This window comes from Halobacillus salinarum, from assembly GCF_022919095.1.
Lineage (GTDB): Bacteria > Bacillota > Bacilli > Bacillales > Halobacillaceae > Halobacillus_B > Halobacillus_B salinarum.
Genome location: NZ_CP095073.1, coordinates 483,845 through 504,755, shown reverse-complemented (window position 1 = coordinate 504,755; position 20,911 = coordinate 483,845). Strand labels below are relative to the sequence as shown.

25 protein-coding genes and 1 pseudogene are annotated in these 20,911 nt (G+C 36.4%); 6 read left to right on the top strand and 20 right to left on the bottom strand.

Annotation, left to right across the window (positions count from 1 at the left end; all coding sequences use genetic code 11):
- Positions 1-351: 351 nt before the first annotated feature.
- The 3 genes from MUN89_RS02795 to MUN89_RS02785 all read right to left on the bottom strand — a co-directional run bounded on the left by MUN89_RS02795 (position 352) and on the right by MUN89_RS02785 (position 1,472).
- Positions 352-816: a hypothetical protein gene (locus MUN89_RS02795; RefSeq protein WP_244711213.1), complete on the bottom strand. Its 465-nt coding sequence runs from the start codon at positions 814-816 to the stop codon at positions 352-354.
- 76 nt (positions 817-892) lie between these two features.
- A complete protein-coding gene (locus MUN89_RS02790) occupies positions 893-1,171 on the bottom strand; it encodes a hypothetical protein (protein WP_244711211.1) in 279 nt (92 codons plus the stop codon).
- Positions 1,164-1,472, bottom strand: coding sequence for a DUF2089 family protein (locus tag MUN89_RS02785; RefSeq protein WP_244711209.1), 309 nt, complete (start codon positions 1,470-1,472; stop codon positions 1,164-1,166). The genes MUN89_RS02790 and MUN89_RS02785 overlap by 8 nt, the downstream gene beginning before the upstream one ends.
- Before the next feature lie 174 nt (positions 1,473-1,646).
- Here MUN89_RS02785 and MUN89_RS02780 point away from each other — a divergent pair, with 174 nt between their 5' ends.
- Positions 1,647-1,796 (top strand): helix-turn-helix transcriptional regulator, encoded by a 150-nt coding sequence (locus MUN89_RS02780; RefSeq protein WP_244711207.1) that lies wholly within the window; start codon positions 1,647-1,649, stop codon positions 1,794-1,796.
- Between the two features lie 219 nt (positions 1,797-2,015).
- Here the strand turns inward: MUN89_RS02780 and MUN89_RS02775 are convergent, their stop codons facing one another.
- Both MUN89_RS02775 and MUN89_RS02770 read right to left on the bottom strand, forming a co-directional pair.
- On the bottom strand, positions 2,016-2,201 hold the full coding sequence (locus MUN89_RS02775; RefSeq protein WP_244711205.1) for a hypothetical protein: 186 nt from the start codon (positions 2,199-2,201) through the stop codon (positions 2,016-2,018).
- Between the two features lie 174 nt (positions 2,202-2,375).
- Complete coding sequence (locus MUN89_RS02770; protein ID WP_244713546.1) at positions 2,376-2,858, bottom strand: DUF2975 domain-containing protein; 483 nt, start codon at positions 2,856-2,858, stop codon at positions 2,376-2,378.
- Positions 2,859-3,278: 420 nt separating this feature from the next.
- Here MUN89_RS02770 and MUN89_RS02765 point away from each other — a divergent pair, with 420 nt between their 5' ends.
- Positions 3,279-3,584, top strand: a complete 306-nt coding sequence (locus MUN89_RS02765; RefSeq protein ID WP_244711204.1) for an inner-membrane translocator — start codon at positions 3,279-3,281, stop codon at positions 3,582-3,584.
- Between the two features lie 209 nt (positions 3,585-3,793).
- On the opposite strand, the gene MUN89_RS02760 is transcribed toward MUN89_RS02765, so the two are convergent.
- The 10 genes and pseudogenes from MUN89_RS02760 to MUN89_RS02715 form a co-directional block, all read right to left on the bottom strand.
- Positions 3,794-4,642: a sialate O-acetylesterase gene (locus tag MUN89_RS02760; protein WP_244711202.1), complete on the bottom strand. Its 849-nt coding sequence runs from the start codon at positions 4,640-4,642 to the stop codon at positions 3,794-3,796.
- A 291-nt stretch (positions 4,643-4,933) separates the two neighbouring features.
- Positions 4,934-5,680: an alpha/beta fold hydrolase gene (locus MUN89_RS02755; protein ID WP_244711200.1), complete on the bottom strand. Its 747-nt coding sequence runs from the start codon at positions 5,678-5,680 to the stop codon at positions 4,934-4,936.
- Positions 5,681-5,863: 183 nt separating this feature from the next.
- Positions 5,864-6,448: a TetR/AcrR family transcriptional regulator gene (locus MUN89_RS02750; RefSeq protein ID WP_244713544.1), complete on the bottom strand. Its 585-nt coding sequence runs from the start codon at positions 6,446-6,448 to the stop codon at positions 5,864-5,866.
- Positions 6,449-6,456: 8 nt separating this feature from the next.
- Positions 6,457-7,206: pseudogene (locus tag MUN89_RS02745) on the bottom strand (alpha/beta fold hydrolase).
- A gap of 220 nt (positions 7,207-7,426) precedes the next feature.
- A complete protein-coding gene (locus tag MUN89_RS02740) occupies positions 7,427-7,723 on the bottom strand; it encodes a hypothetical protein (RefSeq protein ID WP_244711198.1) in 297 nt (98 codons plus the stop codon).
- A gap of 102 nt (positions 7,724-7,825) precedes the next feature.
- Positions 7,826-8,473, bottom strand: coding sequence for a hypothetical protein (locus tag MUN89_RS02735; RefSeq protein ID WP_244711197.1), 648 nt, complete (start codon positions 8,471-8,473; stop codon positions 7,826-7,828).
- Positions 8,474-9,057: 584 nt separating this feature from the next.
- A complete protein-coding gene (locus tag MUN89_RS02730; RefSeq protein WP_244711195.1) occupies positions 9,058-9,957 on the bottom strand; it encodes a phosphotransferase family protein in 900 nt (299 codons plus the stop codon).
- Positions 9,958-10,189: 232 nt separating this feature from the next.
- Positions 10,190-10,642, bottom strand: coding sequence for a GNAT family N-acetyltransferase (locus MUN89_RS02725; protein WP_244711193.1), 453 nt, complete (start codon positions 10,640-10,642; stop codon positions 10,190-10,192).
- A gap of 125 nt (positions 10,643-10,767) precedes the next feature.
- Entirely contained in the window at positions 10,768-11,310 is a 543-nt protein-coding gene (locus tag MUN89_RS02720; RefSeq protein ID WP_244711192.1) for a GNAT family N-acetyltransferase, read from the bottom strand.
- Positions 11,311-11,745: 435 nt separating this feature from the next.
- On the bottom strand, positions 11,746-12,267 hold the full coding sequence (locus tag MUN89_RS02715) for a DUF5412 family protein (protein ID WP_244711190.1): 522 nt from the start codon (positions 12,265-12,267) through the stop codon (positions 11,746-11,748).
- 363 nt (positions 12,268-12,630) lie between these two features.
- On the opposite strand from MUN89_RS02715, the gene MUN89_RS02710 reads away from it, so the two are divergent.
- Positions 12,631-13,197, top strand: a complete 567-nt coding sequence (locus tag MUN89_RS02710) for a hypothetical protein (protein WP_244711188.1) — start codon at positions 12,631-12,633, stop codon at positions 13,195-13,197.
- A 540-nt stretch (positions 13,198-13,737) separates the two neighbouring features.
- Here the strand turns inward: MUN89_RS02710 and MUN89_RS02705 are convergent.
- Positions 13,738-14,631 (bottom strand): LysR family transcriptional regulator, encoded by an 894-nt coding sequence (locus MUN89_RS02705; RefSeq protein WP_244711186.1) that lies wholly within the window; start codon positions 14,629-14,631, stop codon positions 13,738-13,740.
- A gap of 134 nt (positions 14,632-14,765) precedes the next feature.
- Here MUN89_RS02705 and MUN89_RS02700 point away from each other — a divergent pair, with 134 nt between their 5' ends.
- Positions 14,766-15,389, top strand: a complete 624-nt coding sequence (locus MUN89_RS02700) for a class I SAM-dependent methyltransferase (protein WP_244711185.1) — start codon at positions 14,766-14,768, stop codon at positions 15,387-15,389.
- 347 nt (positions 15,390-15,736) lie between these two features.
- Here the strand turns inward: MUN89_RS02700 and MUN89_RS02695 are convergent, their stop codons facing one another.
- Both MUN89_RS02695 and MUN89_RS02690 read right to left on the bottom strand, forming a co-directional pair.
- On the bottom strand, positions 15,737-16,279 hold the full coding sequence (locus tag MUN89_RS02695) for a nucleoside/nucleotide kinase family protein (protein ID WP_244711183.1): 543 nt from the start codon (positions 16,277-16,279) through the stop codon (positions 15,737-15,739).
- A gap of 154 nt (positions 16,280-16,433) precedes the next feature.
- A complete protein-coding gene (locus tag MUN89_RS02690) occupies positions 16,434-16,961 on the bottom strand; it encodes a GrpB family protein (RefSeq protein ID WP_244711181.1) in 528 nt (175 codons plus the stop codon).
- 195 nt (positions 16,962-17,156) lie between these two features.
- Here MUN89_RS02690 and MUN89_RS02685 point away from each other — a divergent pair, with 195 nt between their 5' ends.
- Both MUN89_RS02685 and MUN89_RS02680 read left to right on the top strand, forming a co-directional pair.
- Complete coding sequence (locus tag MUN89_RS02685; RefSeq protein ID WP_256464013.1) at positions 17,157-17,405, top strand: DUF1883 domain-containing protein; 249 nt, start codon at positions 17,157-17,159, stop codon at positions 17,403-17,405.
- A gap of 99 nt (positions 17,406-17,504) precedes the next feature.
- Positions 17,505-18,500: a CHAT domain-containing protein gene (locus MUN89_RS02680; protein WP_244711180.1), complete on the top strand. Its 996-nt coding sequence runs from the start codon at positions 17,505-17,507 to the stop codon at positions 18,498-18,500.
- Positions 18,501-18,703: 203 nt separating this feature from the next.
- On the opposite strand, the gene MUN89_RS02675 is transcribed toward MUN89_RS02680, so the two are convergent.
- Both MUN89_RS02675 and MUN89_RS02670 read right to left on the bottom strand, forming a co-directional pair.
- The gene (locus MUN89_RS02675; RefSeq protein WP_244711178.1) at positions 18,704-18,940 is read right to left on the bottom strand and encodes a PF20097 family protein; all 237 of its coding nucleotides are present in this window, start codon (positions 18,938-18,940) and stop codon (positions 18,704-18,706) included.
- 352 nt (positions 18,941-19,292) lie between these two features.
- Positions 19,293-20,906 carry an ABC transporter permease gene (locus tag MUN89_RS02670; RefSeq protein WP_244711176.1) on the bottom strand — a complete coding sequence of 538 codons (1,614 nt, stop codon included), beginning with the start codon at positions 20,904-20,906 and terminating at the stop codon, positions 19,293-19,295.
- Positions 20,907-20,911: the final 5 nt, after the last annotated feature.

Sequence of the window (20,911 nt, the reverse complement as noted above, 5' to 3'; positions counted from 1 at the left end):
AAATGCTCGCTGCCAAACGAAATAATAATAGCTGAAATTGCGATCGTGTTTTTTTCTGTCCTTTTGAAAAGGGCGATAAAACCAAAAATAAGAGATACAATTAGTGACAACCAAATAAGAAATATACCAATATCAGGTTGAATTCTTAATAATGCCTACATCATTGCAAATAAAAATGGTACCGATAGCTATTCTTATGGATAAGATCAACTGTCCTTTTAAAGACCTAATCATACTGCCACTCCCGTTTACTGTTACTACTTCTAAAAATAACATAAAATGGAATTTTTATGTATTCATTCTTTATTCTCGATCTAAAAAAGGACGATCACTCTGATTAAGCAATCGTCCCTAAAACATCATTTTTGATCTCGATACATTTTCTAATAGTTCTTTTACTTGTGATTTGAGTGTGGACTTTGGAATATCAAAAATTTGAGAAAGCTCAGCTACAGGTACGCAAAACCTATAGTTAAGTAATAAAAGAAGCCTATCATGAGGAGTTAACTGAGTCTTTTCCTGTATGTCAGAACCCATTAATTTGTGTGGTTTACTTTCTTCCCTGTAGGTAATGACATGTTTGCCAGTAACAAGATAAAGCCAAAGGGAGAACTTATCGTTTGTATGATAATGATTAATGTTGTCATAAACATATAGAAATACTTCTTTAGCGACTTCTTCTGCCATATCTTCATCTTGGATAGCAGTCCTACAGATTTCATAAACGTTTTGTTTATAGAAATCGATAATTTTTTTGAAAGATTTTCTATTACCTTTCCTCGCTGATAAGATGACCCTCTGATTTAATTCTTTCACCTTAATTCCTCTTTTATAGTAATTTGGTTCCTCTGTTTACAAGTTATACCCTATTATAAGGATTAGATTTTGCTTATTAGATATCTTGAGTTCTCATTTTGTTTAATTCTTTTTTCCTTCTTTTTTGCAGCTCTTTCCTACCCTTTCCCCATTCGGCTAAAAGGAATAGTAAACCAACTCCAGTAATTAGTATAGTATGTAATAATTCGGTTCTTTCCGTGATTACGAAATAAGCCATGAGAATAACTAGAAGAGCCGGAATAATTCCACCCCAATAAACATTGTTTCTTGTAGATAAAAAAAACTGGAAACCAAGGATAATCACAACTAACAGAAGTCTCATAACTTCATTCATTTTTTTCATCCTCCTTCTCACTTTTATACTTTTCTATAATAAGCTTTGCTTCGTCCAAACTAATCCGATCTTCAATGGCTAATTGTTTTACAAAATTAACGAATCCGGCCTTGTCCATATCCTGATTCAGTTCAATCTTTTGAATTAACCTGTCCAACCTTGTACGGACGGTTGGATAAGAGACATCATAGCTTTTAGCAATTTGTTTCAATGAACCAGAATACAATACAAATTTTCTAATAAACTCCAAATCTTCACTGTCTAGATCTAAAATCCATTTAGGCAGATTATTACCAGCCATTATTTACCACCACCTTCAATAACCATATATTACCACGAAAAATAAATAAAGTAAAAGTTTATTTTAATTTTATTTAATCAAAAAGTAATTTTCGCTTAAATATGTTTATTTTAAGCAGGCGAAGCAAAAATTTCTAAATGTAAGGTGCACCTTACATTTGAAAGGTCGTTAGTGATGAAACATGGAGTTCGAAATGCTGTAAAAGATTTTAGAAAAGAAAGAGGGCTGACACAGGATCAGCTAGCCGAAAGAATTCTAGTAACAAGGCAAACCATTATCGCCATAGAAAACAACGTTATGAACCTTCCATCGGGACAACGATAAAATTAGCTAGAGTACTAGGATGTACTTTGAAGGAGTTATTTTGGATTGAAGGAGAGGATAAGGGCACCCTCACAAATACCAATTATTTCAAATTAAAATCAGAAACTCAATGCTTTCATACAAAAAAAGAAGCTTGTCCTTTATACGGATAAGCTTTCAATACAGGAATATATGATGCTGGAACGGCTCTGAAAAATAGTTTTTAATCCGCCACCCCAGCTATCTCTGATAACACATTTTACAATAAACGGTCTCTGAATATTTACTTAACACTTTATCTAAAACTCCAACAGGCATTTTCTTTTCATCTGGGAGTGTCATATGTACAAAGATTTCTTCTCCTGATTTTAATGGGCGATCACAGCTTGAGCACTTTAATTCTGCAGTAAAGAATTTTTTAAACACCTACTCATTCCTCCTTTAAATTCTCCTGTGTAGATACGATTCATTTATGAGAGTTTCACATTTGTTAAAATAACGTGTCCATCAAACAAGGAATTAAAATTTGTTATAGAGCGATTACTCTTTTGAGTAACCCTACTATAGCTTAAAACCATTCTCTCATTATTTTTCAAAATGTTAATCGTTTTTGAGTTGCTCATCTAAGACATTTTTTAAAGGTTTTTGTAGAACGTCCATAAAAGCTGCGACGACGCTTGTTGCTAAAATTCCCATTAGACCTAGTGATATCGGACCTGCTGGGTCATCACCTGTGAACTGAGTAAGCACCTTTAAATAAACGATTGCTAACAAAATGAAGAAAATGACAGCAAAAGCGCATTTTTTTATTAACTTCAAAGAATGAAGTGATAACTCAGAGAAAGCATTGTTCTTTTCGATATTGGTTAAAAGTTTAAATACTTGATACAAAACTACAGAAAACGTAATACATACTCCATACGCACATACCAAAAGTGGATAGAGCGAATAATCCCCTGGGCGCTCAATCGCATCTCTTCTGGCTGCTGCAGGCAACCAATATATACACACCGCCAACACCGCAATTCCAATAAGAATAGCAATGACTTTTAAGAAAAAGGCAGAACCTGATTTTACATTCATTTCAAGCACCTCGCTAATTAATGATAAAATTACTTTAACACATATTTTATCGATTAACAATAAATGAATGTTGTTTTTTAATATATTATTATTGTTCTACGACTTGATCCCGATGAAATATTGAACGTTTCTCATTACCACGAAACGCTTCTTTCTTTAAAATGTTTAAAATATGATAACTTGCTTCACTAATCTGCTCCGATCGCGAAAAAGCGATGGCTCCTATTGAACAATCACCTCCGATAATGAAAGACCCGAATTCAAGGGAACTAACACAATATAACCCAGCGTCTACCCATCAAAGATCCCAAATAAATATAAACAACGTTGCTAATGTCATTTAGTACACTAACAATTCGTTTGGAAATTTTTCCTAAATGTATTATGTTAAATATAGGTATTTATTCTAGGAGGGATAATATGGATGTACTGGTTTGGTTATTTCTTGCACTCGTCTTAATTCCCGCAAACATATATGCGATCAAATGGCATAGGAGTGGAAATTTCCCCCTCATGGTTTCTGGTATTTTTTTAGCAATTGTTGGCGTTGTGCTTGGCTTTACTGTTGGTGGAATCCTCGTCGGTCCTGCTAATTCTGGTCAAGGAGGGGCTATAGCAGGAGCTTTTGTGGGTCTTGTTATAGTGGGGAATGGCCTACTCTATTTCATCATAGGACTTGCAGTGGCAATCGGAAAATTATTCACTAGAAAGAACTCTCAAGTATAAAAAAACTTCAAACGACCGTTTCTTTATGAGAGAGTCCGTTCTTTTTTCCTCTGTTAAAGTTTAGTGTTGCTATTACTCATAAAAAATGACTTGCAATTTATGAAGTCATTTTAGATATATTGGCTCAGCAGACTAACGCCTGTCCTTTCATTTAAACAAAAAACATAAACCCCTATTCTTGAATTGGCCGATCGTTTCACCTATTTGCTTTACTTACTTTCATTAATAGTGGAGATATGAATAGAAAACTCCTCAAAGTTCAATTGTCCCAAGGCAAACTTCGTACTTTCAACAAATATACGTTCATTTTTAGTTAGTTCACGTTTTGATGCCTTTTCGATCCATTCATTCTCTATGTCTAAACTATCTACCACATGCTTTTGTTTCGAAAAAGCTTCATAGTATCTTAATCCAAATTTCCTTTGAGAGATGCTATCCATATGAATGCCATCTGGATTTGCTGTTAACCCTTTTGATGTTACAAAACAGCAATTTTTTTCGGTATGAGCAACTTTAGATAATACCTGATTTATTTGTTTATATTCTACCGCGCTTTTTCCAAATCCGACCTCTCCAAGATAATGTCCCAACTCACCAATCATAATCGGGAGATCTGGTGTATTCAATTCTTCTCTGAAGTGTTTAAATAATGAAAGTAATTTATCTTCATATGTCTTATAACGTTCTCCGTGACTATCGCTTTCTCCTTGGTGCCACAGAATCCCCACTAATTCACTTGTTTCCATAGCGAATGTTGCTTCTGAAATCGCATGTCTTGTTAACAGCCCATCAATTGCCCACTCATCAATAGAGCTTCCTCCCTCTGCACAGGGGATGACGCCGATGGACTCGCCTGGATGATCCTCTGTCCAAGCCTGAGCAAAAGAGGCTGCCGGCCCAATACCAGATATGTGACGGTCAAAATTTAGTGGCTCCGCCATCATTTGCCATCTGCCGTTTCGCAACATATTGATGTGCTCATTATAAATGGAAGATACATCCTCAATAAATCCCCTGCCTGCCATATTTGATTGCCCGATTAATAATATAGATTTCATAGAAAAACCTCTTTCTTTGTTTACAAAGGTCTAATTAAATTTTTTTTAGTCGATTTTGTAAATGGCCTTTTTGTTGATTTAAATAGGAAGCTCCTATTCCTTCATTTTACGAGTCTTATCCGAAAATCCACTAAGCAAAAATAAATTCGTATAATGGATTTAGATTTACCACTTACGTGGAAAAGAATGCAATCTCTCAGTATTTAATTAGCTTCTTTTTAGAGGCAGGAATGATTGCTTTGCTCCTTGATAAATACCTTTTGTCATTCATCTGCCTATTATAAAAAATTTTCATTCCTTCATAAAGCCAATAATTTGGCGATTCAACGTTTCGGGATGAGTGAAATTCATCATATGGTCAGCATCTGGAATTTCTATTATTTGAGCGTCAGAATGTTCCCGAAAGTAATCGGCCACACGAAGGTTATCGGACGAATCCTTCTTCCCAATTACCACTAATGTGGGGACTCTCAATTCCCCTAATCTTTCAATGGCTGGTGGCTGCGGCCAAATCAATTGAACAGCCGGCCACTCAAACATTCGGTTCATATGGTGCTGGAGCATTTCAATCATTACATTCCGGTGAGTACTCCTCGTCACAACACGATAAGAGGAGCCACTAAGCAGAAGCTCCACCATCTTATCGACATCCGGGGCAGCTTCATGAATCTTCTTCATGCTATCTTCAAATTCTGTTGAATATCTAAACCCGGATAGGCCAGGTGCCAGCAAAATAAGTTGTGAAACCCTTTCTGGATAGCTTAGAGCGAATTCAGTGGCAATCTGGCCGCCCATGGAGTGACCCATGAGTGTCGCTTGCTTGACTTCCAGGTAGTCAAGCAGTTCCAGTAAGTCTTCCACATGGTTCACATCTTCTATAGGGGTGGGTGATTTACCAGTGCCACGGCCGTCAAAAGTAACGACCTTGTATTGCTTTGCTAATAAAGGGGCAACAAATTTCCAGTTTCTCACATCAGCACCACCAGTAAGGAGAACCATAGGATGACCATGACCATTCATTTCGTAGTACAAGTCCAATTAAATCCCTCCACATCTATTGATTGCGATCTTTCCAGTCTTTTAAAAGGCTTGTGAACAATTTGGAAGATAATTTAAAATTTCAGACGCGTCAGCTCGTTAAATAGCAGGTACATGAATTTTAATCTCCTGACAAATGAATTGGGTAAATACTTTTGGGCTGAAGACGGAGGTATGCAGGCACTAGTGACAAAACTCATCAACGATCTGCTTTTTTATTTCTTCTATGGGGAACTTATCTGGATAAGTAGAGATCATCAACATGATTCCTTGAAGTGTGGATGAAAAGTATAACGACCGTTTCCGCGCTTCCATTGCTCCTAATTTTTCAAATATTTCACATTGAAACTCAAACTGTCTGGCGTTCTCTCTGATAAGAAAACGACTGTACTTAATCAGCTCATGATCTGCCTCGGGCTGTGTTTGCAGGTGGAGATAGAATCGGAATACTTCCGGATTCTCGAAGACATTATCGATAGCGCCCTCTATAATATGCTTGAGCTGCTCCACCGGGCTCTCAATCTCCTTTGCTTGGTTCATGACGTCCATGATTTCCCCTACCCTCGTTTCAACCATTGTCGCCAGGATTTCTTCTTTCCCTTTAAAATAATTGTAAAGCAGTCCTTTAGAGATCCCCGCCTGTTCGGCAATGTTGCTGATGGAAGTGGCATGGTAGCCTTTGTTGATGAATAATTTCATTCCAGCTTCAAGAATATTCTTTTTGGCTAACTGCCGAATACGCTCATTCTCTTGTGGTGTTCTTGGCATGACAATCATCATTCCTCCATAAATTCGATAATATGACGGTACAAAACCTCCGGATGAGTTAATGTAACCATATGATCCGCACTAGAAATTTCAACGATTTCTGCGTTTGTTTGCTTTCGAAAGCAGTCAGCGACACGAAGGTTATCTGGTAATTCCTCCGTACCTATCATAAATAAAGTCTTAACCGTTAATTCGTTCAGCCTTTCAGCTGCAGGAGGGTCCGGCCAAATCATTTCAAAATCCGGCCAATGGAAGGACCGTTCGATATGGTGTCTGAGCATTTCTTCCGTCAGCTCCTTGTGAGGACTAGACTGGACAATACGATAGGACGGTGCACTTTGTGAAACTTTTATCATATTATTAATATCTGGTGCAGCAGCGCTTACCTTATTCATGTATTCCAGAAACTCCACTGAATAGTTAAAGCCCGTTAGAGACGGGGCGATTAGAACCAAATCCGAAACGTATTCCGGATATTCCAAAGAAAAGTCGGTAGCAATCTGTCCACCCATCGAATGCCCGATTAAGGCAGCCTAATGAATGTTCAAATGGTCAAGGAGCTTCCTTAATTCTTCCACACAGTTCACATCACCCTCTGGGTCCGGTGATTTTCCAGCCCCGCGTCCATCAAAACGAACCACCCTGTAATGTTTTGATAAAAGTGGCGCAACGAATGTCCAGTCCCGTAAATCAGCGCCCCCACTGTGAAGAAGAACGACAGGGTAACCGTTACCATTAACCTCGTAATGCAAATCCATTGAGAGGTCCCTCCATGTTTTAGTATTGAACCTCATTTTACTGTTGAATGAACGTTTAGTCAATAGAAAAATATACACAATCTTGGCTTAATAAATAAAAGAGCCTGGCGCTTAAATTAAGGAAAAGCTGAAGACCATTAATACGATCTTCAGCTTTCGCCCCGTTTCACGAGATACTTTCGAGTTGATCTTCACCTAACGCACTCTTTAGTTGAAGATCTCAAACTATTTTTGTTTCCTCTTTCTTGAAAATACCAACCATTAACATAACGAGTCCGATGATGAAAAGAAAGGGGAAAATATACCACATTATCAATGCTGCCCAAGGATCTTCTACAATGAATGAGTAGGTTATTCCTATGGAAAAAGCTAAAGATGGTGAAATTGGTACCATAAGAGCAATGCCCCATACCTTATATTTTTTATTTTTTGTTTTTTCTACGCTTAAAAGAAATGCTGCAATTGCACCTATAAGTGCAATTACATACCCTATAAAAATTGCCATTTTATCAGTCATCAATCCTCTCAATTTTTATATCCTTCTTATTTCACCAAACTGCCTTGTTAGTGAATAATCAACCAAGAATAAATAATAAGTGGAACTTTTCTGCTTATCCATCTATTCTTCTTTTGTTCCGTATGCCATCGATATCGTTCCATCACCTGAAGCTGCGTAATAATGGATCATGACCTTCACTTGGGGCAAATGAATGTCTTTTTTCAAGATGTCGATGATTTCCTTCATTTTTTGCTTATCTCCATCCTCTTTCCCTCGGTCCATCCAAATCGAAAGTGTAGGTGCCACATCTAAATCTTTAATTTCTGGTAAATCCGTCTCACCTAGGTATTTTCTTGCGGCAGCCGTCTGTTTATAATCGGCAACAATCATCCCTGCATTTCTAAATCGCTTTTCTACATCGTCCACAATAGCCTCTTGCAGCTCTTCCTCGAAATAGCTTACCGCATAATCATCGACCATTTTCCCTGTTTCACTATCCTCGTACACGAGAAAAGATACATGATTATAATAGTTTGCTGCCTTGGCCGCATATTCAAATCCAAAATTCCCCATATTGTCATAAAGCGTATCGTAAATTTCCATTTGATCCGAATATTCCGCTTTCAGATATTCTTCTGCTTTCGCTGTAACCTTTGCTTCTTCATCCTTATCCGGTGTCATTCCCACGATAAAAGCAATTACAAAAAAGCCGATAACCCCTATGACACATCCAAGAACGATGAACATCCATTTCAGCGCTTTTTTCATCCAACCCCTCCCCATCATGCTTAAGCATGAAGGATATCTACCCCACTTATCTGAACATAAATACCCGTCCGAAGGTAGTTCCCCATACTGAAAGAGTTATAAAAATTGAAGGCTTAACCCAATGTAAATTAATACTGATACAATGACAAAGCCAGAAAAGAATACTCCTCTGTGAAATTTCGTCCAATTTTTCATCCAACCCCAACGCTTCCGGTCTACGTCCAACCAAAAGAAATCGACTATTACCGCTAATATCACAATCAGAAAAACTGTAAAGGCACCCACAGAATACCCCTCCATTTTTATTCTTATAGTAACTATACCATCAATAATCCAAATAATTCCAAATGAGTTGAGCATTCAATTTGTTGCTTTATCTCGAAATGGAGTCTTCTGCAATCCTGCCCGAAAGTAAAAAAGCGATTGCTCTTATCGAACAATCGCCTCCTTCAAGGAAAAAAATCCTTTTGTTTTCAATTCAATGTCCCAGCTGCCACACCAAGGAAACAGAACTGTGCCCAATTGAAGGAGTCCAACAAATAAACAGAGCTCCTTTTGTTGTTCAAGCTTTTAACAGGAGAAAATTAACCTGAAGACTTAAAAATATTTTTTATCTTAGAGATGGAATCATAATATTCATCGAATAGTTGATTATGTATAACATACTGAAGGCCGGATAGTTCTCTAATTTTCATATGGAAATGAACTCTTTTTCGTATTTCTTTCTCATTTCCAAATACATTCGTATATTCTTTCAATACCCTCTCATAAAATTCATGACCCAGATAAAGTTGAGGGGCTAAGTCTATTGCTGGATCACCAATCATCATGTTACTAAAGTCAATTACTCCAACTACACTTGATTGATTTTCATTAACCAATATATTTTCGTACCACATGTCACCATGACATAGAATAGGTTGATAATTAAATAAAGTGTGATCAGATAATACGTCATCCCACCAAATCTTAATTGTTCTATGTTCTTCTTCAGACAATTGATGTTCCAACACTTCAATGGTGTTCTTTCTAAGCATTGTTAAGGATTCTCTATCATACTTATTTTTTAAATTCTTATTCATAATTAAATTTTCTATTGGGATTTGATGAAGATCAATCATAAATCCGGCTATCTCTTTTGCGAGTTTAGTTTTATTTCCTTCCGATAATTCGTTACTCATCGAATATCCCTTAATTTTTTTATAAGCCATGATCCCAGATGGAACTGATGGAGTATTAATCTTGTACCAAATCGGTATTGGAATATTAATATCTAAATCATTAGTTATTATCGGTAAGATTTCAACTTCCTTTTCATATTGTTTAGCAGTCTCCACATTTCTTGCAATTCTATAGATTATCTCTTCATTTCCTTCTATTACAATACTTCCAAACCCTGTTCCCAGCACTTTTACTTTATCCATATCAAATTCGGGATCTATTTCATTAATCATTAATTGAGCAGTTTCGATAATTTTATCCATTTCACCCTCCAAAACATGCTACATTAATTTCTTATTTGTCCGACCAAACCTATAACAGAATTCCTCTTTTGCTCATACACAATTATAACGTCTCCAATCCTATAAGACTTGATTTCCAGTTATGTTGGAACTGTTATTTCATTTGGTCATGATTATATATTTTATTAAGTAAAGGAGATCATGCCTGTGTAAGACAAAAAAGGACCAGTAATAGGTCCTTTTTAATTAATTACTAGTTTATATATTTAACAACAGCCATTTCTTTACCAAACCTATCTCCATTATCTACGAACCCTAAGCTGGAATAAAGCTGGTGGGCACCTGTATTCATAGGGTGATAACCTACAACAATTTTCGTTGCATTCGGTAATTTTTCCATCTCTTGAACCATTAAATTAGTTGCTGCTTTGCCTATACCCTTGCCTTGGAATGCTTTATCAACCATTATTCTGTAAACCCAATAACCATCAAGTTCTTCTTGAACCGAATTGTACATTAAAAAACCTACTAATTTCTCTTCAAAATATATGGCATAAGGTTTTAATGTAGGCTCAAATTTTGTTTGAGCTATTGATATTGCATTTGAATCTATGAATTCTGCTTGTTCTGATGATACCTCTAAATCACAACACTCATACCAATTCTCTAGATTTAGTTCTACAAGCTTCACGTTTTCTGTATTCACAAATGTTTCCCCTTTCAGATTTTGGGAAAACGCTAAACAACTTTGTTAATTCGGCGTAATCCCCATAAATTTATTCACAATTACAGCTATCTTGTTTAACATAATGAACGCAATCAAGATAATAACTAATTTAATCTCCCCATCAACAACGTATTGTAGTAATTACCATCAGATAATAACTTGTCTTTCTGTAATACACCTTCAATCATAAAACCATGATTTTTATAAAGAGTTATTGCTTTCTCGTTTGTTTCAAGGACATTCAAAGTGATTTTCTTTATGTTATTTGCATCTGCCCAACTAACACATTCTTTTAAGAAGTTCTTTCCTATTCCGTATCCCCAATAATCCATCAATACACCTACACCAAACTCTACTTTATGAGAACTTCTTTTTAATGTATTTCCTTCACATCTAGAGAAACCAACAAGGGTTCCATTTACTTCAGCTACCAAGAAAATATTGTTCAAACTTTCTAAGTCCCTTTTGATAATATCCTTAAATCCTTCTCCGTTTATGTATGCTTCTCCTTTAACTCTATCCAAATTTTCAGTTTCACCATCTATCTGTAACCTTAATTCAGATAAAGCTTGTGCGTCTTTGGATTGTGCAGATCTTACTTTGTAATGGAGATTGCGAACTTCATATTCATTCGAGTTTACTATCATATTATTCCCCCTCTTAAGTCATCCCGTCGTAACCCCGTAACTTTCTAGATATACAAGACAACTATTCTTATTCAATCATTGCCCATTACTATAAGACTCGAAGTTGAGATATTTTAAACCTATTTAGCATGCGGAGTAATTCGAAGAGATTTATCCCTAACTACAACTACACCTAAAATTATGGTAAAAAACCCTATAAAAATATAGGATTTGATGCGCCTATCCACTCACCTAATAATCCCCCATATATTCCTCAAATTCTAAAGTAAAAAAGACGAATTACTTTTATTGAGTAATTGCCCACTAAAAACAAACGACAAGCATCTTCTCCATTATTTATATAGATAAAGGAGACGGTGACTAAATATGTAAAAGGTGATCGTAATTAGCGTGTTGGGAATTGGTATATTACTTAAAATGTTAATGCTAAGTCAATTAATCATCAGAATATGTTTCTCCCTTATTTAAATTCAAGGTATGATTATTGATATTCACTATATAGTTACTACCCCATTCAATATCAGCTTTTTGCATGTTGTTATCTTTATAAATATATTTCCGAAACCACAATGGTCCATCTAAAACTCCCATTGTAGAAATGGAAGTAGCTGCTCCGCCATTCATTGTATAAAAGTTAATGGTATATTTAGAATTAGGTGAATGCGTTGTTACTATTTCATCCTTAGCAAATGTATTTACAGCGATCCCTAACAAAAGGAATGCTGAAAGTAAGAATGAGATAAACACAGTCAACCAACTTCTAAGTCTTGCTCTCTTTCTAATGTCTTTGAATCCAATAATTCCAAAGATAAAGGTAGTAACGGCCAATAACCATATAACAAAAATGGGTGGAGATAATAACCAAATTTGGTTAACAGTAGCAAATAAAGAATATAAGGAAAGCGCCAAGAGAAAGAAACAAAAATAGAATGACCATAAGTTATAATTCTTTACCAAAGAAACATCCCTTCTAAAATAACTTCGATAGCTTAATTTATAGTTGTCGTCTACACATGATTTCGTTTGTTATATAATACATGTCTCCCTAAATACCACAATTGCCCCCGTTCGTATTAGTTCTTCCTCAAACTCATTTTATTGAAGTAAAGCACCCAGTTCATGAAGACACGAATCAGAGGTTTGTTATGTGTGGAAACTGGCCTCCAATAATTAACCTGTGGAGTAGGCACTCTCTTATCCTCCTTTTGAAACAAGGCAATTCTAGTAAGAAATATTATTAAACTTTAGTTTAATAGTACAATCTTTAATCATAGCTCCACATAAAATAATTGTACAATTATTTTGAGAGGAGTATTAAAGATGAGTAATGGTTTTCAATTCAATATAAGAACTCAATTTAGCTTTACTGTAGATGATGAGACTCTTAGTTGTATTTTAGCTGGCATTGCTGCTGAGCAACCTGAGAGTGTAAATATTACAGGATTTCTACAAACAAAGATTTTTAGTACTGAAAAGAAAAATCACAAACACCATAATCCTAAAACTAGCTGTAATGTTGTGAGGCTTGTGCCTGGCCAAGCTGATTTTGAAACTATAGAGGACATTAATAGAGTAGAGGATGTACTTAACACTCTTGGGGTTAAATTTCAAAAGAAAGCAGTTATTCAAATATCAGATATTGAACCAGGTGTTCCAGGCGTAATTAACGCTATATTTGGAGCACTATTTTGTAATGTTACAGTGGAAGCAATATATGCTGCAGAAAATACTAGATTGATTTTAGATGTAAAAACATCAGACCTTACTGAAGCTCTAGCTATCTTGAATCAACCATCACCAATTCCACAATGTCCAAAAAATTGCAGACCCGGTACCGGCAAAAACTGTGACCCCTGTGATGCATGTGACTGGTCCAAAGAGAAATAGGTTACAAAAACTAACTAGATGAAAAAGAAGTAGTTTTAGATTTTCTTACTAATGCACACTCCATACACTTTCTGTTGACATAACAATAAATCAAAGATTTTCAAAAATATTGATTTATAGGGTTTTTTAAAGGCGAAATCATAATTATCCCCCCAAATGATTGCATATAAAATTAAGGGTGTTTTAAACAAATGATGTCTCCTGTGCTTTCACTTCCGGCAGGAGGCTTTTTATTCCACGATCCCCAGGCAGCAAGGAGTCCCAGAGACTTTTTCAAGAAAATTTTCTCTATGTAAAATTTCTTTATCTACACCTTGAAACATAAGTAATGCTTTTTAATGGCCAATTAGCAGAACGACCACCACTCTTATTGAGTAATCACCCCATTTCCATAAGACTTGATTTCGAGATAGTTTGTGCGAATCACTAACTACGCACTCGGTAAGGGAACTATAATAACAGTTTAAAAAGCGAAATGGTTATTAATAAAGTAGATAAAGCACCAGAAGACAGAAATGGCGATTAACTTCTCTCCTTAATTTAATTTTCATTTATAGTTTCATTTAATGTTTTTATGAAATTATTTGCTGCAGGAGTTAAAGTTGATTTACTTTCCAGGCTAACTAATGCTATCCATCTGAATAGCCCAAGAAAATCTGACGGGTACAGTCTAACTATCTGTCCACTTTTTAAATAACCTTGCGCCATTGATTCTGTCAGAAGCGCAACCCCCTTACCTGATAATACAATTTCCAATGCAGTTGCAGGAGGAAGTTCGATCGTATCCATCCCAAAGGTTATACTACTCCTTTGCCAGGTTTTACTTTCATCACTCCAGTCTGTAAGAATAAAAGGGTTCGCTTTCTTAAAAACGTGTTGAATAGTGTAACTCCCCTTCATTAACTTACTTAATTTGTGGTTACAATGAGCTGCTAAAATTAAAGGCTCTTTTAACAACTGCAGTTCCTTCAAATCACTGTTATAAAAAGGATAGGTGACTAATCCCAATTTAATAAAGCCATCATAAAGCATTTCAATGATTTGCTGATTATGTCCAGTGTGTATAGCTAATTCTATATAAGGGAAATTCGCATACATAGAGGAAATTACAGAAGTAAAAATGCCTGTAGTAAAGGTAGGTAAAGTACCTATTGTTATTTCTCCCCATTTTCCCTCCTTAATTGACTGAGCTCTTTCCGTTCCTTTATTAAGAATCTCTAAAGCTTGTCGCGCATAGGGTAAGAACCCTTTTCCTAAATCTGTGAGTTCCATGTGTATGCCGATTCTATGGAACAGAGGACCTCCCACACTCTTTTCAAGTTCCTTAATCCTTTGGCTAATTGCAGGCTGCGTAACATCTAAATATCTTGATGCTTTACTAAATGATCCCAGACGAACGACAAGGTCAAACGCTCTCAGCTGATTTATTTCCAAGTTCCAAACCACCTATTAAAAAATTTAATAGTAACTATATCTTATATTATATTGTTTTATAGTGTTTTCCTTCTTATACTACAAAATAGATCACTAGCACTAATTCAAAAATAGAAAGAAGGAAAGGGGATTCTATGCAATTTTTAAAACGAGTTGGAAAGCAATTGGAAAAGCATTATGGAAAACCAAAGGGAGTAATAGGGTGGTATATGGGTGAAAAAATGATACGTCAACATAAACCAGAAACTAATTGGAGCATAGAGCTACTAGATTTACAGAAAAATGAGGACGTGTTGGAAATCGGATTTGGTGCAGGCTATGCTTTAAAACGGATAGCAGAAAAATCGACAGTTAGAAAAGTAATCGGCATAGATTCATCTAAAACATTATTACGTTCTTCTACATTTCGAAATAAGCGTAAAATAAAAAATAAAAAAGTAACCCTTTATAAAGGCAGCGTTGATAACCTCCCTTTTAATAATCAGTTTTTTTCAAGAGTCTTGAGTATTCATTCGATTTACTTTTGGGAAGACTTGCAAACATCCATGGTAGAGATTTACAGAGTCTTAAGACCCGGCGGGTTTGTATTAATAACCTTAAGTGATGGAAAAGACGGTAAGACATGGGAGGCAATAAACAGCAAAATTGAAGATGAACTAATACCTTCGATGAAGCGAATAAACTTTAAAAACGTAAAAGTTGAAAGAGGTCCTTCATCCAGAGGCTATCATATAATCAGTGTAACAGGATGCCGTTAAGCTTCTAAATAATTGTTATAATAGGATGAAGAAAGAATACAAATTTGAAATTAAAAACACAGGGATACTTAAAACCCACAAGATCCACCACTTTTTCAATGCAATCACTCCTTCAGTGTAATTTTACACCTAAAAAGTGTTTCCTACACCTCATTTTATGATATTGGAATTCAAAGATCTATTATAGTGGCATTTTTGAAGCATGTACCTTTTAGAAAATCACCCTATTGCGGAAGACTCGATTTCAAGGTAATCTATTAAAGCTTATCTGCTACAATGAAATAAATAGCTATTATTTTAACAGCGTTTTTATTATTATCCTTATTGACTCTATGATTCATTTCATCTCATTCTATGTTCATCACCTTTTGAGTGATAATACCAGCAACCTCAAATTTAGGTAGTGTACCGTCTACAATTAGATCAGAATTTGGTTTTGTCGAATCTAACATAGTAATATAACCTTGCCTCCCTCTAGCTAAGTAGTTATCTAAATCCAGTATTATATCTTCAGAAGAACCACTTTTAAAATCTCTATTTATTCTGCGTGCCATTGCAATATCCAATGGAGTATCAATAAACACTGTAAAATCAATAAGACTACTTGTTTTACTATGTAAATATGCAAACGGAAAATCTAATATTATATAATCTAGAGGTTCAGAAAGTAACTGTTTTATATCTCTAATGAGTGGTGATAAGTCCCAATCATCAGGATTACAGCCATTGTCAATCCATTTAATTATGTCCTTAGGACCATCAAAATCATAATCATCAAAATATATCGTTTTACTATTTGGTAACTTCCCTTTTAAGCAAGAAGCAATTGTCGTTTTTCCGCCGCCTGAAACGGCAGCAATAGCAATTACCATTGGTGACTTTCTTTTCATTTAACTCCTCCAATATTTCCGTTTGTCTATACTTATTTAAATTAGGGCGAGTACTCTATTGAGCAATCGCCACCGTTACAGGAAGACTTGATTTCAAGATATTTTACTTGAATCCACATCATTTCCTTAAATTAAGTCCCCTTTATGGAATAAATCATAAGATTTCTTTTAATATGGTCTCTACAAATTTACTTTTTCCAGATGTATATGTAGCTCTGTCTTTTGAGTTTCTTACTAACCTCTTTTTCAGCTCCTCATAGGCATAAGCTGCTTCCGTATTTTGTCGAAGGTAGTTACGAAAAGCTAAGTGTCTCTTAAGTTCTTTACTGTCCTCGGTACATACATATAAGTGATGATCCATCCAAATAGAATGACTACCATCCTTTGGGACATGAAGGTTTTCCCTTCCAAAAACCTCTCTACCCTCAATCCCCAGATCACCTTCATGATAATATCCTAGATTTCTAAGCTTTGTACAAACTTGAGGAAATAAATTAGTTTCTGATATTACCAAATCAATATCTAAAATTGGTTTTGCACTTAATCCTTTTATTGAAGTGCTCCCAATATGTTCAATGGACAACACAAAGGATTGCAAGTGAGACTCAATAACATGTTTTATTTTATTAAATTCATCCGACCATGAAGGATCATGGTCAATTAGAGTAATCCCATTATTCATGTACAATACTCACCTCTTGAGTTGTTTACTTTTTCCACAAAAGCCCCCGTTAGTTGAAGACTTGAAATCAAGATAATTACAAAAACCCTATTAATCACAGCTGTCCATCTATTAAAACCAACATTTAGTTAATTAAATAACTAATCTAAAATACCCCTTAAATTTCCAAATTATGATAAAATATAATAAAAGGAGGTGGTTATATTGACTCAAGTCCCATATGCTGACACTAACAATTCCTTATCAGTTAAGGTTGAATTGAAACACGCCGCTGATGTGTTTCTCGGAGATAATATCAACTTCCAACACTATAAAGCTGGACGGAATTTCAAGTATTATGGCGGCCACTACACTCGTTCACCGGTAAATATTAGTGTTAATGGAGCTGGAAGGTGGTACCTTATTGTTCGTGGTGGCGGACAGTACAATTACAGATTCTATTAAGCTTTCTTTAGTATACCGATTGACCTCGGTAGTCTTCTTTATATATTTCAAAGATAGACTTATGTTGATAAAAGCAAACAAAATAAAAGGGTGTATACTATGAGTGTTGCAATGTATCGGAACAAAGTTCAAAGTTTAGAAAAAGATATTGCTAGTATTGAAAAAGATTTAGGAAAAGAACAAGAAAAGTTGGCAAAAGCATTGAAATCTATACAACGTACTAAAAGTACTTCAACCCTTAATTCTAAACAACGCGAAGTAACTAACAGCCAAAAAAAGATTGGGGATCTTAAAGTAAAAAAAGCAAATAAAATGAAATCATTAAATCAAGCGTTGGGTCAATTGCATCGCTCAGAGGATAGAGAGTTAAAGAAGAATAAAACTGCTGAATTAAAACACACAAAAGCTATTACAAATGAGTTGAAAAATCAGCAAAGAATTAGTAAGGAAATATTAGAAAATCCCATTTCAATAAACTTCGAATCACTTCCAGAAAAAATAAATGTTCTATTCTTAGCTTCAAACCCTACCGACCAGAGTTCATTACGACTAGACAAAGAAATTAGTCTTATTCACTCAAAAATACGCGCTTCTGAATATAGGGATTCAATCAATTTACAGTCTAGATGGGCAGTACGTTCCAACGATATATTACAAGCAATAAATGAAGTACAACCCCATATAATTCACTTTAGTGGTCATGGTTCTGCAACCAACGATATTGTACTAGAAACAACTGAAGGTACGACAAGTCTTCTATCCAAAGAGGCGGTAACTTTATTAATGAAAACAATGTCTGATTCCATTAAACTCGTTATATTTAATAACTGTTTTTCTAGTGGACAAGCAGAAGCTGTAACAGAACATATTGACTGTGCAATAGGTATGAATGAAGCCGTCTACGATGATGCTGCAAGAGAATTCGCTGCACAGTTTTATTCTGCTATTGCCTTCGGAAAATCCGTACAAAATGCTTTTGAACAAGGAAAGCTTTCATTAGTTTTAGCGGGTATAGAAGGAGATGACATACCTGAGTTATACACTCGACCTGGTCTTAAACCTAATGAGATGGTACTAGTCAAACCAGCGCAATAAGATATATCTGTTTACAGGAGATATAATGAATACATCTATATCTCCTTTTTGTGGTAAAAACCCCCAACCGAAGGTCAATCCCTCATACAATTGCCTTCCACTTATCACAAAAGCGTGATTTGTTGTACACTACAGAACTATTGTGCTTCAAATTATTTAATTAAAGCCCCAGTTTATTTAATAAGTTAAGTTCAAAGTTATTGCTAATTTATATCTTTGTTTTCCTTATGTTTGAATATAACTACACTACACTCTTCACACCTTAACGCTGGAACTTTTTTGACTTTTAACCATGCATCACCTATTAATGTTTCACTTCCAAAATCCGCAAGGATGGAATCAGGCGAGTCTGACCAGCAAATTCTTCGAGGAGAGAAAATATATCCTTTCTTCAAATCGTTACCACATTCAGGGCAACTTACAATATCGTCCATTTTCATTTACACCACCCACCTTCTCTTTCTCTTATTTCTAGAAGTTTCTTTTTCATTCTTACCTAATCGCCCCATAACTCATTTCTCTTATTACACATACGATACCAATCCTATTTAGTTTCAACACTTCCTATTATCTCGAAACTGAGCCTTCCACAATCCTGCCCGTTTGTTGAAGACTTGGATGAAAAGTAATCCGGTAACCTCGCCTCACTCACCCAAGAAATTTTAAAAAACTCCACGTCCCTGCGCTCTCCATTCAAAAAAACCAACCAATGTGAGAGAAGACTTTTTCACATCGATTGGTTTCGAACTCTCTATATAAAGCTCGACCTCAGCATTACATTGACAAAAAAGGTTAAGTCCCTTCCACTAAATCCCGGCGATGATAACCAAGGAATCCAATCACCATGAAAGCAATGCTGATCACGGTAATCGTAACAAAAATCGGCATATCAAAATCTTCCAGCGGCAATCTTGGGATCCAGCTTTGGATGGCTGTATTCGAAAACCATTCCGGCAAGTCTAATATTCCTCCGAAATAGTTCAGTAAAAAGGAATAGGCCAGATACATATACACTACTTTGCCTAGTTTTGGTGCCCAGCCGAGAGCTAAAGCCGCTAAACCGGTAAAGAATAATACGGATGGTAAAAAGTTGAAGCCGGCTGCTAGAAAGTCCATCATTCCCATCGTTGATTGCTCACCCATGGCTGAGATGGCCGTCCCGCCAAGGCTTGCTGCCGCTAATAATATTCCTGATAAACTGGCAGCCATAGCTAAGCCAAGCGTGGTCCAATAAAACCGGCTGCGGGTCACTCTTGTCGCAAAAAGCTGGTTTAAGTGGGCACGGCTTTCTTCAGCGAAAAGTTTGTTTACAAGGACGATAGGTAAAATGGAAACTAACCCAATCATGACCATCATGATCGTCCCTGTAAATGATTCTTCAATGGTGGCTCCTGAATGTGTAAACATCTGCTGGACGATTTCGCTACTTTCAAGAAAGGTTTGCATATCCCCATAAATGGAACCGTAGGCTGCTCCCATCACTACAAATGCAATCAACCAGCTGATGATCACACCTTTGTTAATCCTGATCAATAATCCGCGGACAGATAATAATGATTTCCTGGCCCTTTCCCGTCCTTCTCTTTCAGGAAGATAGCCGGCTCCCATATCGCGGGCACCTTCAAGGGCAAAAGCGATGACCATCATAACTAAGCTGAACATGACGGCAAACATAACCGGGCTCCAGTGATTTTCTGTAAAGGGATACGTTAAATAGGTCCACCCCATCGGATTCAGCATGGACAGATCTACATTGGAGACATCTGTTCCCGCCCGAATAATGTACAGGAGTCCGATGATTCCAAGTGCTGAACCGGTCGCCCCTGAGGAAGCAGGCATCACCTGTGCCATAACGAGAGCAATTCCGGCACCTAGAATTCCAGCCATTCCGATGGATGCGCCGAATAAAAAGGAACCTTCCACCGTAATCGTCTCTGTTCCAAAGCTCATCATTACACCGCTGATCAACAGCGCTAATAAGACGTTGATCAGCACCACTTCCATCATTACGGCAAATGAGTTTGCCTGACGGCCGATTTGAAAGGAGCGTACGATTTCAGTGAGCCCGAGATTCTCCTCTTTTCGTGTATGGCTGACTACGTGTAAAGCAGCGATGACCATGGCAAACAAACCACAGAACAGCAGCATTTCATGGGAATACATCGCGCCGATCGTATAGTCTGCAGCGCTTTCCACCGGTGTCGGTCCTACCATAGCGATCATCGCAGGATTCTTCAGCGTTTCGTACATGCCGGCCAATCCCTGGCCTTTCCCGATTTCCTGAAAAGCGGGAACATAGGCCGCCGAAAATAACCCGAGTCCTAACACCCAGACCATGATTTTTTTCCAATCGCGCTTCAGATAGAGCAGGAACAGCGTATGCCAGCGTGCAAATTTCTCTTCCATCGTAT

What these genes read in the sequence shown, in the direction of transcription:
- MUN89_RS02790 (WP_244711211.1), bottom strand. Translation starts at nt 1,171, where the DNA reads ATGAATGAAGTTATGAGACTTCTGTTAGTTGTGATTATCCTTGGTTTC.
- MUN89_RS02785 (WP_244711209.1), bottom strand. Translation starts at nt 1,472, where the DNA reads ATGGCTGGTAATAATCTGCCTAAATGGATTTTAGATCTAGACAGTGAA.
- MUN89_RS02780 (WP_244711207.1), top strand. Translation starts at nt 1,647, where the DNA reads ATGAAACATGGAGTTCGAAATGCTGTAAAAGATTTTAGAAAAGAAAGA.
- MUN89_RS02770 (WP_244713546.1), bottom strand. Translation starts at nt 2,858, where the DNA reads ATGAATGTAAAATCAGGTTCTGCCTTTTTCTTAAAAGTCATTGCTATT.
- MUN89_RS02765 (WP_244711204.1), top strand. Translation starts at nt 3,279, where the DNA reads ATGGATGTACTGGTTTGGTTATTTCTTGCACTCGTCTTAATTCCCGCA.
- MUN89_RS02760 (WP_244711202.1), bottom strand. Translation starts at nt 4,642, where the DNA reads ATGAAATCTATATTATTAATCGGGCAATCAAATATGGCAGGCAGGGGA.
- MUN89_RS02750 (WP_244713544.1), bottom strand. Translation starts at nt 6,448, where the DNA reads ATGCCAAGAACACCACAAGAGAATGAGCGTATTCGGCAGTTAGCCAAA.
- MUN89_RS02740 (WP_244711198.1), bottom strand. Translation starts at nt 7,723, where the DNA reads ATGACTGATAAAATGGCAATTTTTATAGGGTATGTAATTGCACTTATA.
- MUN89_RS02735 (WP_244711197.1), bottom strand. Translation starts at nt 8,473, where the DNA reads ATGAAAAAAGCGCTGAAATGGATGTTCATCGTTCTTGGATGTGTCATA.
- MUN89_RS02730 (WP_244711195.1), bottom strand. Translation starts at nt 9,957, where the DNA reads ATGGATAAAATTATCGAAACTGCTCAATTAATGATTAATGAAATAGAT.
- MUN89_RS02720 (WP_244711192.1), bottom strand. Translation starts at nt 11,310, where the DNA reads ATGATAGTAAACTCGAATGAATATGAAGTTCGCAATCTCCATTACAAA.
- MUN89_RS02710 (WP_244711188.1), top strand. Translation starts at nt 12,631, where the DNA reads ATGAGTAATGGTTTTCAATTCAATATAAGAACTCAATTTAGCTTTACT.
- MUN89_RS02700 (WP_244711185.1), top strand. Translation starts at nt 14,766, where the DNA reads ATGCAATTTTTAAAACGAGTTGGAAAGCAATTGGAAAAGCATTATGGA.
- MUN89_RS02695 (WP_244711183.1), bottom strand. Translation starts at nt 16,279, where the DNA reads ATGAAAAGAAAGTCACCAATGGTAATTGCTATTGCTGCCGTTTCAGGC.
- MUN89_RS02690 (WP_244711181.1), bottom strand. Translation starts at nt 16,961, where the DNA reads ATGAATAATGGGATTACTCTAATTGACCATGATCCTTCATGGTCGGAT.
- MUN89_RS02680 (WP_244711180.1), top strand. Translation starts at nt 17,505, where the DNA reads ATGAGTGTTGCAATGTATCGGAACAAAGTTCAAAGTTTAGAAAAAGAT.
- MUN89_RS02675 (WP_244711178.1), bottom strand. Translation starts at nt 18,940, where the DNA reads ATGAAAATGGACGATATTGTAAGTTGCCCTGAATGTGGTAACGATTTG.
- MUN89_RS02670 (WP_244711176.1), bottom strand. Translation starts at nt 20,906, where the DNA reads ATGGAAGAGAAATTTGCACGCTGGCATACGCTGTTCCTGCTCTATCTG.